The 13411-nt window shown below is 61.7% G+C and carries 13 protein-coding genes; 10 read left to right on the top strand and 3 right to left on the bottom strand.

Annotated elements, in window-relative coordinates:
• Positions 1–116: 116 nt before the first annotated feature.
• On the bottom strand, positions 117–992 hold the full coding sequence (locus tag M2400_RS30490; RefSeq protein WP_088423584.1) for a LysR family transcriptional regulator: 876 nt from the start codon (positions 990–992) through the stop codon (positions 117–119).
• A gap of 114 nt (positions 993–1106) precedes the next feature.
• Between M2400_RS30490 and M2400_RS30495 the strand changes: the two genes are divergently transcribed.
• Genes M2400_RS30495 through catA form a run of 3 tightly spaced genes read left to right on the top strand, consistent with a single transcriptional unit; the run spans position 1107 to position 3510 of the window.
• On the top strand, positions 1107–2231 hold the full coding sequence (locus M2400_RS30495; protein ID WP_177042138.1) for a muconate cycloisomerase family protein: 1125 nt from the start codon (positions 1107–1109) through the stop codon (positions 2229–2231).
• Between the two features lie 16 nt (positions 2232–2247).
• Entirely contained in the window at positions 2248–2538 is a 291-nt protein-coding gene (gene catC / locus M2400_RS30500; protein WP_010165520.1) for a muconolactone Delta-isomerase, read from the top strand.
• Positions 2539–2580: 42 nt separating this feature from the next.
• Positions 2581–3510 carry a catechol 1,2-dioxygenase gene (catA, locus tag M2400_RS30505; protein ID WP_177042140.1) on the top strand — a complete coding sequence of 310 codons (930 nt, stop codon included), beginning with the start codon at positions 2581–2583 and terminating at the stop codon, positions 3508–3510.
• A 105-nt stretch (positions 3511–3615) separates the two neighbouring features.
• Here catA and M2400_RS30510 read toward each other — a convergent pair whose 3' ends face one another.
• Positions 3616–4089 carry an Lrp/AsnC family transcriptional regulator gene (locus tag M2400_RS30510; protein WP_003212305.1) on the bottom strand — a complete coding sequence of 158 codons (474 nt, stop codon included), beginning with the start codon at positions 4087–4089 and terminating at the stop codon, positions 3616–3618.
• A 142-nt stretch (positions 4090–4231) separates the two neighbouring features.
• Between M2400_RS30510 and kynU the strand changes: the two genes are divergently transcribed.
• Both kynU and M2400_RS30520 read left to right on the top strand, forming a co-directional pair.
• A complete protein-coding gene (gene kynU, locus M2400_RS30515) occupies positions 4232–5482 on the top strand; it encodes a kynureninase (protein WP_259196386.1) in 1251 nt (416 codons plus the stop codon).
• Between the two features lie 132 nt (positions 5483–5614).
• Positions 5615–7045, top strand: coding sequence for an amino acid permease (locus M2400_RS30520; protein WP_177115802.1), 1431 nt, complete (start codon positions 5615–5617; stop codon positions 7043–7045).
• Positions 7046–7060: 15 nt separating this feature from the next.
• On the opposite strand, the gene M2400_RS30525 is transcribed toward M2400_RS30520, so the two are convergent.
• Positions 7061–7975 carry a LysR substrate-binding domain-containing protein gene (locus M2400_RS30525; protein ID WP_259196388.1) on the bottom strand — a complete coding sequence of 305 codons (915 nt, stop codon included), beginning with the start codon at positions 7973–7975 and terminating at the stop codon, positions 7061–7063.
• A gap of 183 nt (positions 7976–8158) precedes the next feature.
• Between M2400_RS30525 and M2400_RS30530 the strand changes: the two genes are divergently transcribed.
• The 5 genes from M2400_RS30530 to M2400_RS30550 all read left to right on the top strand — a co-directional run bounded on the left by M2400_RS30530 (position 8159) and on the right by M2400_RS30550 (position 13250).
• Positions 8159–8923, top strand: coding sequence for a sulfite exporter TauE/SafE family protein (locus M2400_RS30530; protein ID WP_259196390.1), 765 nt, complete (start codon positions 8159–8161; stop codon positions 8921–8923).
• A gap of 116 nt (positions 8924–9039) precedes the next feature.
• On the top strand, positions 9040–9630 hold the full coding sequence (locus M2400_RS30535) for an NAD(P)H-dependent oxidoreductase (protein ID WP_177042150.1): 591 nt from the start codon (positions 9040–9042) through the stop codon (positions 9628–9630).
• Between the two features lie 41 nt (positions 9631–9671).
• On the top strand, positions 9672–10568 hold the full coding sequence (locus tag M2400_RS30540; protein ID WP_177115799.1) for a LysR family transcriptional regulator: 897 nt from the start codon (positions 9672–9674) through the stop codon (positions 10566–10568).
• 104 nt (positions 10569–10672) lie between these two features.
• Positions 10673–11566, top strand: a complete 894-nt coding sequence (locus tag M2400_RS30545) for an NAD-dependent epimerase/dehydratase family protein (protein ID WP_259196393.1) — start codon at positions 10673–10675, stop codon at positions 11564–11566.
• Between the two features lie 238 nt (positions 11567–11804).
• Entirely contained in the window at positions 11805–13250 is a 1446-nt protein-coding gene (locus M2400_RS30550) for a SulP family inorganic anion transporter (RefSeq protein WP_177115797.1), read from the top strand.
• Positions 13251–13411 lie beyond the last annotated feature (161 nt).

Consider the following 13411-nt stretch of genomic DNA (forward strand, 5'->3'; position numbering starts at 1 on the left):
CCTGTAGGAGCTGGCTTGCCTGCGATAGCGGTAGATCAGCTTGCACCTTCTTTTCTGAATCACCGCTATCGCAGGCAAGCCAGCTCCCACAGGGGATCTGTGGTGGTTGTGAGACCTCAGATCAACTCTTCGACCAATTGCAGGCAATGATTGAGCCCCGGCGACTGGTCATTGATCCGCCGGCTGAGAATGATCGGCGACGTGGCGGTGGCTTCCACCACCGGCGTGTAGCCGATATCTGCGCGATGCAGCACCTGCACCGAAGCCGGCACCAGGGTCACGCCCATGCCCGCGCCGACCAGGCCGATGGCGGTCTGCAACTCATTGGTCCACTGCGAAACCTTGAGGCTCAAGCCATGGGCGTCGAACAGTGCGATCACATGGTCGGCATAGCTCGGGCGCGGGTTGCCGGGGTAGAGCACGAAGGGTTCCGCAGCCAACTGCGCCAAGGTAGCCGGGGCGCCGAGCAAGGGATGCCCGGCCGGCAGCACCGCCACCAGCCGGTCCTCCACCAACACCCGCTGCACAATGGCCGGGTCGTCGATGCGAATCCGCCCGAAGCCCACGTCAATCCGCCCGGCCTTGAGGGCTTCGACCTGTTGCAAAGTAGTCATTTCCGACAAACCCAACTCCAGCTCCAGGCCATCGTGGCTGCGCAGCCGCCGGATCAACTCCGGCAGCACGCCGTACAGCGTCGACGGCGCAAAACCGATGCCCAGCCAGGTCTTTTGCCCAAGGCCGATGCGCCGGGTGTTGTCGCACACCTTGCCCAGTTGCTCCAGCAGCACATTGGCATGCTCATAGAAAAACCGCCCGGCCTCGGTCAGCCGCAACGGCCGCCCGCGTTCCAGCAGGACCACACCCAGTTCGTCCTCCAATTGCTGGATCTGCCGGCTCAACGGCGGCTGGGCAATGTGCAGGCGTTCGGCGGCGCGGGTGAAGTTGAGGGTTTCCCCCAGCACCTGGAAGTAACGCAGATGGCGCAGTTCCATAAGGACTCCATTCATACCCTAAGGGTATTGTTCGAGACCAATTCTATATTGGAAGCCAGAAAAAATGGGGAACAGAATCAGGCCAAATCTATAAAGAACCCAACGGGTATTGCCATGCCGATTTGCGCCATCGAGTCGATCGAGACCATCATCGTCGACCTTCCTACCATCCGCCCGCACAAGCTGGCGATGCACACGATGCAGAACCAGACCCTGGTGATCATCCGCGTGCGCTGCGCCGACGGCATCGAAGGCATTGGTGAATCCACCACCATCGGCGGCCTGAGCTACGGCAATGAAAGCCCCGACAGCATCAAGATCAACATCGACCGGCACTTCGCGCCGCTGCTGCTCGGCCAGGACGCCAGCAACATCAACGCCGCCATGTTGCGCCTGGAGCGCAGCATTCGGGGCAACACCTTTGCCAAGTCGGGTATCGAAAGTGCCTTGCTCGATGCCCTCGGCAAACGCCTGAACCTGCCGGTCAGCGAACTGCTCGGCGGCCGCGTTCGGGACGCCCTGCCAGTGGCCTGGACCCTGGCCAGCGGCAACACCGAAAAAGACATCGCCGAGGCCGAGAAGATGCTCGACCTGCGCCGCCACCGCATCTTCAAACTGAAGATCGGCGCCGGTGAAGTCAGCCAGGACCTGGCCCACGTCATCGCGATCAAAAAAGCCCTGGGCGAGCGCGCCAGTGTGCGGGTCGACGTCAATCAGGCCTGGGACGAAGCCGTGGCGCTGCGCGCCTGCAAGGTGCTGGGCGACAACGGCATCGACCTGATCGAACAACCCATTTCACGCAACAACCGTGGCGGCATGGCCCGGCTCAACCTGTCGAGCCCGGCGCCGATCATGGCCGACGAATCCATCGAATGTGTGGAAGACGCCTTCAACCTGGCCCGCGAAGGCGCGGCTTCGGTGTTCGCCCTGAAGATCGCCAAGAACGGCGGCCCGCGTGCGGTGTTGCGCACTGCCGCGATTGCCGAAGCCGCGGGCATCGGCCTGTACGGCGGCACCATGCTCGAAGGCGGCATCGGCACCCTGGCCTCGGCCCATGCCTTTCTCACCTTGAACAAACTGGCGTGGGACACCGAGCTGTTCGGCCCGCTGTTGCTCACCGAAGACATCCTGGCCGAGCCGCTGGTGTACCGCGATTTCCACCTGCATGTCTCTACCGCTCCGGGCCTGGGCCTGGCCATCGATGAAGAGCGCCTGGCGTTCTTCCGTCGCGATAAATAACAAGAGGACACTTGCGATGTTGTTCCACGTAAAAATGACCGTGAACCTGCCCGTCGACATGAACCCCGAGCGCGCCGCCGCGCTCAAGGCTGAAGAAAAAGCCTTCTCGCAGCGGTTACAAGAGCAAGGCAAATGGCGCCACCTGTGGCGCATCGCCGGGCTGTATGCCAACTACAGCGTGTTCGATGTCGACAGCGTGCAGGAACTGCATGACCTGTTGATGCAGCTGCCGCTTTATCCTTACATGGCCATCGAAGTGAATGCCCTGTGCCGGCATCCATCGTCGATCCGTGAGGATGATCGCTGAGTCTGTTTTTTCACCTAATAATTACAAGATGAGGATTGCACCATGACCATCCGACTTTCCCAGACTGCTCACGCCCAACAGTTTCTCGAAGAAGCCAGCGGCAACCTGAACGACGGCGGCAACCCACGGGCCAAGGCGCTGATCTACCGGATCCTGCGGGACACGGTGAACATCATCGAAGACCTGGAAGTGACCCCGGAAGAGTTCTGGAAGGCGGTCAACTACCTCAACGAACTGGGCAAGAACCAGGAAGCCGGGTTGCTCGCGGCAGGCCTGGGCCTGGAGCATTACCTGGACATGCTGATGGACGCGGCGGACGAGGAAGCCGGCAAATCCGGCGGCACCCCGCGCACCATCGAAGGCCCGCTGTATGTGGCCGGCGCGCCGCTGTCCAAATACGAAGCGCGGCTGGATGACGGGCAGGACCCGGGTGTGCCGCTGTTCATGCAGGGCCAGGTGCGCGACACCAACGGCAAACCGTTGGCGGGAGCGATTGTCGATGTGTGGCAGGCCAATACCGGCGGCACGTATTCGTGGTTTGACGGCACGCAGTCGGAGTTCAACCTGCGCCGGCGGATCGAGACCGATGCTCAGGGCAACTATCGTTTCCGCAGCATCGTGCCGTCCGGGTACGGCTGCCCGCCGACCGGGCCGACCCAGCAGTTGCTGGACCAGTTGGGCCGCCACGGCCAGCGGCCGGCGCATATCCACTTCTTCATCTCGGCCCCGGGCCATCGGCACCTGACCACGCAGATCAACCTGTCGGATGATCCGTACCTGCACGATGATTTTGCCTATGCGACGCGGGATGAGTTGATCGCCGAGATTCGCTTCAGCGAAGACGCACACCTGGCGAAGGAGTTTGGTGTGGAAGGGCAGTTTGCGCAGATTGATTTTGACTTTGAGTTGCAGCCTGCGGCGGCGCCGGTAGAGCAGAAGCGCATGCAGCGAGTGCGCGCCCTCGAAGACTGAACGCGGTAAAAAAGGTGGGAGCTGGCTTGCCTGCGATAGCGGTGGTGAATGAAACACCGCTATCGCAGGCAAGCCAGCTCCCACCTTTGATGTGTGGTGTTCGTGCTATTTGCGAACAACCAGATCCAGCAGATCATCTCGATCCTTGATCTTCTGCAACACAATCTCCGACCGAATATCCATCACCCCCGCCGTGCGGTTCAGGTGGTTCACGATAAAGTCCGAAAAGTGCTTGAGGTTGCGCGCCTGCACCCGCAGCACATAGTTGCTCGCCCCGGTAATCACATACGCACTGGCCACTTCCGGCCACCCCTGCACCTTCTTGATAAACGTCTCGTGCCAATCCTCCACATCCTGGCGCAACGACAGGTGGACGATAGCCTCCAGCTCAATTCCCAACTGCTCGGCGTTCAACACCGCCCGATAACCACTGATGATTCCCTCGCTCTCCAGCAGGCGCAAACGCCGCAGGCAGGCCGATGGCGACAGGGCGACTTTCTCCGCCAGTTCCTGGTTACTGATACGGCCATCCTGTTGCAGGAAATGCAGAAGGCGCAGGTCGGTGGCGTCGAGAATCATGGTTAGAATAAATCCGCGTGTTTGGAGGTTAAATTCGAATTTCCTACAGCTTAATTAGCCTGTTGCCCACCACTTTGCACGAAAATTCTCTAAAGCTTCGTTCATTATTTGGCTCATTGTTACTACAAGAACAGGACTGACCATGACCACCCGCACCCATTGCCTGACCCTCGACGCCCAGGATCCGCTGGCGCCGCTGCGTAACCAATTCGCCTTGCCGGCCGGGGTGATCTACCTCGACGGCAACTCCCTCGGCGCGCGCCCGGTGGCAGCGCTGGCGCGGGCGCAAGCGGTGATCGCCGAGGAGTGGGGCAATGGCTTGATCCGCAGCTGGAACAGTGCTGGCTGGGCCGACCTGGCCCAGCGCCTGGGCAATCGCCTGGCGCCGCTGATCGGTGCCCGCGACGGTGAAGTGGTGATCACTGATACCACCTCCATCAACCTGTTCAAGGTGCTCAGTGCGGCCCTGACCGTGCAGCGCGAGCGGGCGCCAAGCCGCAAGGTGATCGTCAGCGAAGCGAGCAATTTTCCCACCGACCTGTACATCGCCGAAGGCCTGACCGAACTGCTGCAACAGGGCTACTCCCTGCGCCTGGTCAACAGCCCGGACGAACTGCCCCAGGCCATAGACCAGGACACAGCGGTGGTGATGCTCACCCACGTCAATTACAAGACCGGCTACATGTACGACATGCAGGCCCAGACCGCGTTGAGCCATGAATGTGGCGCGCTGGCGATCTGGGACCTGGCGCATTCGGCGGGCGCGGTGCCGATCGACCTGCATCAGGCTGCGGCCGATTATGCGATTGGCTGCACCTACAAATACCTCAACGGCGGACCGGGCTCCCAGGCGTTTGTGTGGGTCAACCCGGCGCTGGTGGATGCGGTGACGCAGCCGCTGTCGGGCTGGTTCGGGCATACCCGGCAGTTCGCCATGGAGTCGCGTTATGCGCCGAGCCAGGGCATTGCCCGCTACCTGTGCGGTACCCAGCCGATTACCTCGCTGGCGATGGTGGAATGTGGCCTGGATATTTTTGCCCAGACCGACATGGCCAGCCTTCGTACTAAATCCCTGGCGTTGACCGACCTGTTTATCGCGCTGGTGGAGTCCCGTTGCGCCGCCCACGAACTGACCCTGATCACCCCGCGTGAACATGCCCGGCGTGGCAGTCATGTCAGCTTCGAGCACCCGGAAGGTTATGCGGTTATCCAGGCCTTGATTGCCCGCGGCGTGATTGGTGATTATCGCGAGCCGCGCATCATGCGGTTTGGGTTTACCCCGCTGTACACCAGCTTCACCGAGGTCTGGGACGCAGTGGAAATCCTTGGCGAGATTCTCGACCAGAAAACCTGGGACCAGCCGCAATTCAAAGTTCGCCACAGCGTCACCTGATACAACACAAAACCCTTGTAGGAGCCCGGCTTGCCGGCGATGGCGTCCGTAAGATCGCCATCGCCGGCAAGCCGGGCTCCTACAAGGGGCATCAACATCGTGTGCAATCACAATAATAAAGGGGCACGCCACGTGACCACGCCAGACCAAGGCTTTGCCGAAATAACCAATCGCGAGTTGGGCCTGCGGCGCCAGCTCACTTCCGGCCAGATGAGCATGATCGCCATCGGTGGCGCCATTGGCACCGGGCTGTTCATGGGCAGCGCCTACGCCATCGGCTATGCCGGGCCCAGCGTGCTGGTCAGCTATGCCATCGGCGCGCTGATCACCTTGCTGTTGATGGGCTGCCTGGCGGAGATGACCGTGGCGCATTCCACCTCGGGCTCCTTCGGCGCGTATGCCGAGTTCTACGTAAGCCCGCTGGCCGGTTTCCTGGTGCGCTATGCCTACTGGGCGGCGATTGTGCTGGCGGTGGGTGCCGAGGTCACGGCAGTGGCGATGTACATGAAGTACTGGTTCGCCAACGTGCCGGAGTGGGTGTGGATCGTCTCGTTTTCCAGCGTGTTGATCGTGCTCAACGCCATCAGCGTCAAGACCTTCGGCAACTTCGAATACTGGTTCTCCACGATCAAGATCAGCGCCATTGTCGGCTTCATCATCCTCGCGGTGTATGTGGTGTTCGGCTCCGGCAATCCGGATTACGGCGTGCAGAATTACACCGCCCACGGCGGCTTTTTCCCGAACGGGTTGAGCGGCATGTGGATCGCGGTGATTGTCTCGATCTTCAGCTACCTGAGCGTGGAGATGATCGCGGTGGCCGCCGGCGAAGCAGCCGACCCGGAGCAGGCGGTGAAAAAAGCCTTCCGCGCAACCATCGTACGGCTGGTGGTGTTCTACCTGCTGACCCTGGCGCTGATGCTCGCCATCGTGCCGTGGAACCAGGCCGGGCATGCTCAGAGCCCGTTCGTCACGGTGATGCAGACCATCGGGATTCCCGGCGCCACGGGGGTGATGAATTTTGTGATCCTGATCGCGGCCTTGTCGGCGATGAACAGCCAGCTCTATATCACCACCCGCATGATGTTCAGCCTGTCCCGCGCCGGGTTTGCGCCCAAGTCGATGGGCGCCTTGAGCAAGAGCGGGATCCCGCTGAACGCCTTGCTGCTGTCCAGCTCGGGCATCGCCCTGGCGACGCTGCTGAATGTGGTGTACCCGGAAAGCTCGTTCACCCTGATGATGGCGATCTCGATGTTTGGCGCGATCTTCACATGGTTCATGATCTTCCTCACGCACCTGTTTTTCCGCCGCTATCGCAAGCGTCACGGCGGGGCGAAGTTGTCGTTCCAGCTGGCGCTGTTTCCCTACAGCACCCTGCTGGGCCTGGTGCTGATGGGGGCGGTGATGATCACCACATTCTTCACCGACGCGTTCAAGATGACGCTGGTGTTCGGGGTGCCGTTCCTGCTGATTCTGTCGCTGGTGTATTACGTGTTTTTCCGCAAGGGCCGCCAAAACCCTGTAGGAGCGAGCTTGCTCGCGAAAAACCCGAGGGCGCCGGGTTAAATCAGAAAGCCCGCGTTATAGTTGACGTTCTTCGCGAGCAAGCTCGCTCCTACAGGGGGAGAGGGCGTTTAGCAGTTGGGTGGCGTAACCCGGCAATTGCTCGAACTCGCGGGCACATAACAGCAGCTTGCGACAGGCCCACTCCTCGGTAAGGGGTTGGGCCTTGAAGCGCCGCTCCAGCGGCCAGCGTTCCAGCGCCGCCTGAGGCACGATCCCCAGCCCGGCGCCCCGGGCGACCATGCGAATCAACCCGTCAAAGCCGTCCGCGCGAATGCGTGTCTGCAAGCGAAAGCCGGCGTGCAGCGCTTGTTCTTCCAGGTACACCGCCAGCGCGCTGCCGGCGGCCAGGCCCACATAGTCGTGCTGCAAGCTGTCGATGAAACTCACGGTGCGTTCGGCCAAGGGATGATCCAGCGGCATGATCAGCACCAGCGGGTCGTCGCGAAAGGGCAGGGTTTGCAGGCCGTGGGTGTCCACCGCATCGGAAATAATTCCCAGGTCTGCTGTGCCCTGGCGCAAGGCTTGGGTGATGCGCAGGCTCGGCAGTTCCTGCAGGTCGATGTCTAGGTTGGGGTGCTCGTGCAGAAAATCCGCCAGCAGTTCCGGCAGGTATTCGCTCAGGGCAGTGGTGTTGCACAGCAGGCGCACCTGGCCTTTGACGCCGTTGGCGTATTCGGCGAGGTCTTGCTGCAGGTGTTCGGCTTGCTGCAACAGCAGGCGGGCGTGACGGGCCAGGGCTTTGCCTGCCGGGGTTGGGGTGACGCCTCGGCGGCCACGCTGCAGGAATTCGATGCCCAGTGAAGCTTCCATCGCCCGAATCCGCGCGCTGGCGGCTGCCAGGGACAAATGGCTGCGGCTGGCGCCGGCGGTGATATTGCCGGTGTCGAGGATGTGCAGGTAGAGGCGCAGGTCGATCAGGTCAAAGTGCATGGGCTGCAGGTTCCGGGTGAATGGGCCGGCCTCATCGCAGGCAAGCCAGCTCCCACAGTTGGAATGCGATCCACTGTGGGAGCTGGCTTGCCTGCGATGGCGTCATCAGCCTCACGCAAAACAAGAGGCTGCCTCAGTATATGGCGAATTTTCAGACATCACCCAAACCCGCAAAATCAACCCATGAATACTTTACTCGCGTTCTACCAAAACCTCGGCCCGGCTCTGACATTACTGGTGATCGGCACGTTTATGCTGGCCGGTACCGTCAAGGGCGTGATCGGCCTGGGCCTGCCCACCGTCGCCATGGGCATGCTCGGCCTGGCTATGCTGCCGGCGCAGGCTGCGGCGTTGCTGATCATCCCGTCCACCGTCACCAACCTCTGGCAACTGGCGTTCGGCGGTCACCTGAGCGCCTTGATCAAGCGCCTGTGGCCAATGCTCCTGCTGATTTTCCTCGGCACCGGGCTGGGCTCGTTGTGGCTCGGTATGGACGGCGGGCATTGGGTGGTGCGGGCGTTGGGCGGGGCGTTGCTGGTGTATGCCTTGAGCGGGTTGCTGCTGCCGACGTTCAAGGTCAGCCCGGGTACCGAGCGCTGGCTAGGGCCGTTGTGCGGCGTGCTGACCGGGGTCATCACCTCGGCCACTGGCGTATTCGTGATTCCGGCGGTGCCGTATCTGCAAGCCTTGGGCTTGAACCGCGACCAACTGGTGCAGGCGCTGGGCTTGTCGTTCACCGTCTCGACCCTGGCTCTGGCCGCCGGTTTGTTCTGGCGCGGCAGCCTGGGCGGTGGCGAGTTGAATGCCTCGCTACTGGCGCTGGTTCCGGCGCTGCTTGGGATGTGGCTGGGCCAGGCCCTGCGCCAACGCATCAGTGCCGTGTTGTTCAAGCGCGTGTTCTTTATCGGCATGGCTGCGCTGGGTGGGCATCTGCTGATAAGTGGTTAAGAATGCGTTATTGATTCGTGCGATTTGATCAAATGTATTTTGCCTGCCCGACGCTTATTCCAAAGCGCCGACCCCGTTACCCTGCCTTCAGACATTTTTAATCTTTAGGCACCTGCATGAAAAAAGTTCTGCTGCTCAACGGTGGTAAAAAATTCGCCCACTCCGACGGTCGCTACAACAGCACCCTGCATGAAGCCGCCCTGGCCGTGCTCGACCGTGGCGGCGTCGACGTCAAGGAAACCCACATCGACGCCGGCTACGACGTGGCCGAAGAAGTCGCCAAGTTCCTCTGGGCCGACGTGATCATCTACCAGATGCCCGGCTGGTGGATGGGCGCCCCATGGATCGTCAAGAAGTACATCGACGAAGTCTTCACCGAAGGTCACGGCAGCCTGTACGCCAGCGACGGCCGCACCCGTTCCGACTCTTCGCAGAAATACGGCAGCGGCGGCCTGGTCCAGGGCAAGCAATACATGCTGTCCCTGACCTGGAACGCCCCGCAGCAAGCCTTCGACGACCCTACCGACTTCTTCGAAGCCAAGGGCGTGGACGCGGTCTACTTCCCGTTTCACAAGGCCAACGAATTCCTCGGCATGACCGGCCTGCCGACCTTCCTGTGCGTGGACGTGATGAAGCGCCCGGCCATCGAAGCCGACGTGGCGCGTTATGAGCAGCATCTGGCCCAGGTGTTTAACCTGAGTCTGTAATGCGGCTAGTATCCGTGCAGCCGCTATAAAGAGGATTCACGTTGAAAGCCCGATCCGATGAGCTACAGATCTTCGTCTGCGTGATTGAATGCGGGTCGATTTCCGCCGCAGCCGAACAGGTCGGGCAGACGCCGTCAGCGGTCAGCCGCACCCTGTCGCGCCTGGAAGCCAAGCTCGACACCACCCTGATCAACCGCACCACCCGGCGCATGGACCTGACCGAGGAGGGCAAGTACTTCTTCGAGCGGGCCAAGGTGATCCTCGAACAGATGGACGACCTGGAAGAGCGCCTGTCGTCGCGCCAGCAAACCCCGTCGGGGCGCTTGCGGATCAACGCGGCGTCGCCGTTCATGCTGCACGCGATCGTGCCGTACATCGCCGAGTTTCGTGGCCTGTACCCGGACATCCAGCTGGAGCTGAACAGCAACGACCTGATCATCGACCTGCTGGAGCAGAGCACCGACATCGCGATCCGCATCGGCGCCCTGGCGGACTCGACCCTGCACGCCCGCTCCCTGGGTTGCAGCCCGCTGCATATCCTCGCCAGCCCGGCGTACCTGAAACAGCACGGCACGCCCGGCACCGTTGCCGAACTCGCCGAACACACCTTGCTCGGCTTCACCCAGACCGAAACCCTCAACCACTGGCCGCTGCGCCATGTGCACGGGGATCGCTGGCAGATCCAGCCGGGCGTTGCCGCTTCCAGCGGTGAAACCTTGCGCCAGCTGGCGCTGGAAGGGCAGGGCATCACCTGTCTGTCGGACTTCATGACCGCCCAGGACATCAAGACCGGGCGCCTGATACCGGTGCTGGCGGAGTTCAACAGCGGCTATCGCCAGCCGATCAACGCGGTGTACTACCGCAACTCGCAATTGGCCTTGCGCATCCAGTGCTTCCTGGACTTTATCCAGGGCAAGCTGGCCAGCTACGCCAGCTGATTCGTGACCCCAGCGCAAGATTGAATTGGTCAATACGGACTTATTCCGCACGGATAGGTCCGCAATACTGAGTCCATCAATTACTCACGCAGGGAGACACCTCCATGAACGTATTCATTACCGGCGCTGCCGGTTTTATCGGCGGTTCCATCGCCACTGGCCTGGTCAATGCCGGCCACAAAGTTACCGGTTTGGTGCGCAGTGCCGAGCAGGCTGAAGAAATGACCGCACTGGGCATCACCCCGGTAATCGGCACGCTGGATGACAGTGCGCTGCTGACCGAGCAAGCGAAGAAGGCTGATGCCGTGATCAACGCCGCCAGCAGCGACCATCGCGGCGCCGTCGAAACCTTGCTGGCCGCGCTGCGCGGTTCCAACAAAACCTTCCTGCACACCAGCGGTTCGAGCATCGTCGGTGATGCGTCGGGCGGTAAGTCGAGCGATGTCATCTACTTCGAAGACAACCTGCCGGAGCCGACCGTCGACAAGGCTGCCCGCGTGGCTATCGACAATCTGATCCTGGCTGCCGCCAAAGACGGCGTGAACTCGGCAGTGATCTGCAACACCCTGATCTACGGCCACAGCCTGGGCGTGAAGCGTGACAGCGTGCAATTGCCGCGCTTGCTCAAGCAGGCGCGCAAGAGTGGTGTAGTGCGTCATGTGGGCACTGGCCAGAACATCTGGTCCAACGTGCACATTGAAGACGTGGTTGCGTTGTACCTGCTGGCGCTGGAAAAGAATGTGCCGGGTACTTTCTACTTTGTGGAGAGTGGCGAAGCGGCGTTTGTCGACATGACCACCGCGATTGCCGAAGCGCTGAAGCTGGGCAAGCCCCAGGATTGGCCATTGGCGGATGCCGAGGCCGAGTGGGGTTATGAGATGGCCAATTATGGCTTGGGCTCCAACAGCCGGGTGCGTGGCAAGCATGCGCGGGAATTGCTGGGGTGGGCGCCGAAGCGGACCTCCGTAGTCGAGTGGATTCGCAACGAGATGGTTTGATGCCAGGCTGCGTGGTCCCTGTTTTTTGTGGCGAGGGAGCTTGCTCCCGCTGGACTGCGCAGCAGTCCCAAACCGGTTGTCAAAATTGAACTGAAACACCGCAGTGTTCTTTTTAGGGCTGCTTCGCAGCCCAGCGGGAGCAAGCTCCCTCGCCACGGAATTGGCCACAATCGCTGGCTCCGCAGCGCCCAATTCCGTACCATCCCCAGCCTTATCCCCGCAACTCCCCGGTACTTCAATGAACCTCATCCGTCTGCGCGCCGACGCCCTGGCCGGACTCACCACGTCTTTTGCCTTGCTGCCCGAATGCATCGCCTTTGCCCTGGTGGCTCACCTCAACCCGCTGATGGGCCTCTACGGCGCATTCATCATCTGCACCCTCACCGCGCTGTTCGGCGGCCGGCCCGGCATGGTCTCCGGTGCCGCCGGTTCGATGGCGGTGGTGATCGTCGCGCTGGTTGTGCAACACGGCGTGCAGTACCTGCTGGCCACGGTGCTGCTGGGCGGGTTGATCATGGTCGCTTTCGGCCTGTTACGCCTGGGCAAGCTGGTGCGCATGGTGCCGCACCCGGTGATGCTCGGGTTCGTCAACGGCCTGGCGATCATCATTGCCCTGGCGCAACTGGAACACTTCAAGAGCGGTGACAGCTGGCTCAGCGGCACGCCGCTGTATGTGATGACCGGGCTGGTCGCGGCAACCATGGCCATTGTCTACCTGCTGCCGCGCCTGACCCGCGCCGTACCGCCGGCCCTGGTGGCGATCCTCGGCGTCGGTTTGGCGGTGTACCTGCTGGGCCTGCCAACCCGCACCCTGGGCGACATGGCCCACATTGCCGGCGGCCTGCCGAGCTTTGCGTTGCCGCAGATTCCCTGGACCCTGGAAACCCTGCACATCATCGCGCCCTACGCGATCCTGATGGCCATGGTCGGCCTGCTGGAAACCCTGCTGACCCTCAACCTCACCGACGAAATCACCGAAACCCGTGGCTACCCGGACCGCGAAAGCGTGGCCCTGGGTGCGGCGAATATGGTCTCGGGCCTGTTCGGCGGCATGGGCGGTTGCGCGATGATCGGGCAAACCGTGATCAACCTCAGCTCCGGCGGGCGTGGGCGTTTCTCCGGGGTATTTGCCGGGGTGATGATCCTGCTGTTCATTCTGTTTCTGTCACCGCTGATCGAGCGCATTCCGCTGGCGGCGTTGGTGGGGGTGATGTTCGTGGTGTCCCAGCAGACGTTTGCCTGGGCTTCGTTGCGGGTGATCAACAAGGTGCCGCTCAACGACGTGCTGGTGATCATGGCGGTGACGGTGATTACCGTGTTCACCGACCTGGCGACGGCGGTGCTGTGCGGGATTGTGATTGCGGCGCTGAACTTTGCCTGGCAGCAAGCGCGTGAGTTGTATGCCGATGAGCATATGGAGCCGGACGGCAGCAAACTCTATCGGGTGCACGGCACGCTGTTCTTTGCCTCGACCACGCCGTTTCTCAACCGGTTCGACCCGGCCAACGACCCGGCCCAGGTGACGCTGGATTGCCGTCACTTGAGCTTTGTCGATTACTCGGCGATTGCCGCGCTGATGACCCTGCGGGAGCGCTATACCAAGGCTGGCAAGCACCTGCGGGTGCTGCACCTGTCCGAGCGCTGCCGCAAACTGCTCAAGCGCGCCCGGGTACAGCACGACTGACCGCAGAGGTGCGATTGCGTAGCAGCTGTCGAGCCTTGGCGAGGCTGCGTCTGCGGTGTGCCTGATACACCGAAGTCTGAGGTTTTACGACTGCTGCTCCGCAGAGGTGCGATTGCGTAGCAGCTGTCGAGCCTTGGCGAGGCTGCGTCTGCGGTGTGCCT

The organism is Pseudomonas sp. BIGb0558, from assembly GCF_024807515.1.
Classification (GTDB): Bacteria; Pseudomonadota; Gammaproteobacteria; order Pseudomonadales; family Pseudomonadaceae; genus Aquipseudomonas; species Aquipseudomonas yamanorum_A.

Excerpts from the sequence above, each read along its gene's own strand:
- M2400_RS30490 (WP_088423584.1), bottom strand. The coding sequence starts at position 992 with ATGGAACTGCGCCATCTGCGTTACTTCCAGGTGCTGGGGGAAACCCTC.
- M2400_RS30495 (WP_177042138.1), top strand. The coding sequence starts at position 1,107 with ATGCCGATTTGCGCCATCGAGTCGATCGAGACCATCATCGTCGACCTT.
- M2400_RS30550 (WP_177115797.1), top strand. The coding sequence starts at position 11,805 with ATGAACCTCATCCGTCTGCGCGCCGACGCCCTGGCCGGACTCACCACG.
- catA (WP_177042140.1), top strand. The coding sequence starts at position 2,581 with ATGACCATCCGACTTTCCCAGACTGCTCACGCCCAACAGTTTCTCGAA.
- M2400_RS30530 (WP_259196390.1), top strand. The coding sequence starts at position 8,159 with ATGAATACTTTACTCGCGTTCTACCAAAACCTCGGCCCGGCTCTGACA.
- kynU (WP_259196386.1), top strand. The coding sequence starts at position 4,232 with ATGACCACCCGCACCCATTGCCTGACCCTCGACGCCCAGGATCCGCTG.
- M2400_RS30525 (WP_259196388.1), bottom strand. The coding sequence starts at position 7,975 with ATGCACTTTGACCTGATCGACCTGCGCCTCTACCTGCACATCCTCGAC.
- M2400_RS30545 (WP_259196393.1), top strand. The coding sequence starts at position 10,673 with ATGAACGTATTCATTACCGGCGCTGCCGGTTTTATCGGCGGTTCCATC.
- M2400_RS30535 (WP_177042150.1), top strand. The coding sequence starts at position 9,040 with ATGAAAAAAGTTCTGCTGCTCAACGGTGGTAAAAAATTCGCCCACTCC.
- catC (WP_010165520.1), top strand. The coding sequence starts at position 2,248 with ATGTTGTTCCACGTAAAAATGACCGTGAACCTGCCCGTCGACATGAAC.
- M2400_RS30510 (WP_003212305.1), bottom strand. The coding sequence starts at position 4,089 with ATGATTCTCGACGCCACCGACCTGCGCCTTCTGCATTTCCTGCAACAG.